This window comes from Synechococcus sp. H55.10, assembly GCF_047502715.1.
Lineage (GTDB): Bacteria > Cyanobacteriota > Cyanobacteriia > Thermostichales > Thermostichaceae > Thermostichus.
In genome coordinates, this window is the sequence record NZ_JANSJJ010000008.1 from 1 (window position 1) to 1,623 (window position 1,623).

A 1,623-nucleotide genomic window follows, 5' to 3' on the forward strand; every position below is an offset into this window, starting at 1 on the left:
CGGTGCGGCGCCGTCCCTACACGGTGGTGCTCTTCGACGAGATCGAGAAGGCCCACCCGGATGTGTTCAACCTGCTGTTGCAGATCCTAGAGGATGGCCGCCTGACCGCGCACATGCGTGCCGCCTTCAGTGAGGGGATAGGAGGGATTACCCTCTATTTTGATGGGGCGGCCATCCCGGACTTTTGCCAGGATAGATTGGAAGATTTGTCCATCAAAGAAGGACGTAGCGTAGTAATCGGGGATGCTTGGGATGTGTTCGGCAGGCTTTTTTACATAGGGGAGGGCATATTTGACGGGAGTTTTTTCGCAGGCGGCGAGGACAGCTGCGCTGATAGAGATGCCGCAGAGTTTGAGGAAGTCCCGGCGAGTCGTGGAAAGCTCGCCGTTCATGAGGTCCTCTACTGGGATGTCTTTGTCGAAAGGCTTCATATTAGTAGTGGCATTTGGAGCATTCCAGGCCGCCAATCTGCTCAACAGTCACGGTTTTTTCTTTGAGGGCCTGGTGCAGGCGCTCGTAGTAGGGATTGGCGGTGAGGTCTACTTTAGTTTCGCGATGGCAGTTTATACACCAGCCCATGCTCAGGTCGCTATATTGGTAGACTTCCTCCATTTCTTCGATAGGGCCATGGCAGGTCTGGCAAGCGATACCACCGACTTTGACGTGCTGGGCGTGGTTGAAGTAGACCAGGTCCGGGAGGTTATGGATGCGGACCCATTCGATGGGTTTACCACTCTCCCACGATTCTAAGATTTTGGCGATTTCCTTGGTGCCGTAGCGGGAGCCTTCCTGGATGTAGTTGTGGCAGTTCATGCAGATATTGGTGGCGGGAATAGTGGCGGATTTCCCTTTTTCTACGCCGATATGGCAATACTGCCAGGCGATGTTGTACTGGCCGGCATGGGTTTTGTGGGAGAAGGCGATGGGCTGGATGGGTTGATAGCCTTTGTGTAGGCCGACGGAACGGGCTTTGACAGTAGTAGCGCTGACCCACCAGACGAAGGCCACGATCGCCACCAGGGCAATGAAGCGTTTGGAGCGGAGGACGGGCTTGAGCTTTTCCCAGATAGGGGCGCCGGTGGATTCTTGTTCAGGGCTGAGCACCTTGGAGAGTGCTGCGACGGCGATGAGGAGGGCGAGCGAGATGGCTCCCAGGGATAGAGCGAGGACCCAGAGGATGGGAGAAGAGGTGCCAGGAGCCTGGCCGGCAGGCGCACCGGATATACCGCCCTGTGCAGAGGGGGCAGCAGTCTCAGCTTTGGCCAGGGCCTCGGTCTCCGTCTTGATATAGTCCAGGACGGATTTGATTTCGGCGTCGCTGAGGCCGGTAAAGGCCGTCATAACGGAGCGGTTGTACTCCTCGTAGAGCTTTTTCGCGTACGCGGAGTTTTTGAAGTTACCGTTAATGTAGGCCTGGGAGTTGTGGATAAACTTAATGAGTTCGGCTTCGTCATTACCCCAGCGTTCATGGACGCCCTTGAGAGCCGGTCCGACGACGCGCTTGTTGATGGCATGACAAGAGGCACAGTTGGCCTGGAAGAGAGCCTTGCCGTCTTGTGCCCAGAGGATAGCGAAAAGGGCTACCCCGAGTACGTATCTAAGCCCGTGCATATGATGTCTCTT

The 1,623-nt window shown here is 56.0% G+C and carries 2 protein-coding genes and 1 pseudogene; 1 reads left to right on the forward strand and 2 read right to left on the reverse strand.

Features of this window, described 5'->3' with window-relative positions:
* Window positions 1–107 (forward strand): annotated as a pseudogene (locus tag NW858_RS00735) (AAA family ATPase); the annotation flags it as partial.
* On the opposite strand, the gene NW858_RS00740 reads toward NW858_RS00735, so the two are convergent.
* Together NW858_RS00740 and NW858_RS00745 are read right to left on the reverse strand one after the other, a co-directional pair.
* Entirely contained in the window at window positions 87–431 is a 345-nt protein-coding gene (locus NW858_RS00740) for a twin-arginine translocation signal domain-containing protein (protein WP_414519341.1), read from the reverse strand. The pseudogene NW858_RS00735 and the gene NW858_RS00740 overlap by 21 nt on opposite strands.
* 1 nt (window position 432) lies before the next feature.
* Window positions 433–1,623, reverse strand: a 1,191-nt coding sequence (locus NW858_RS00745; protein WP_414519339.1) for a c-type cytochrome, incomplete at its 5' end; no start/stop codon positions are given.

Bases quoted from the DNA above. Each gene is read 5' to 3' on its own strand.
- NW858_RS00740 (WP_414519341.1), bottom strand. From the start codon at position 431: ATGAAGCCTTTCGACAAAGACATCCCAGTAGAGGACCTCATGAACGGC.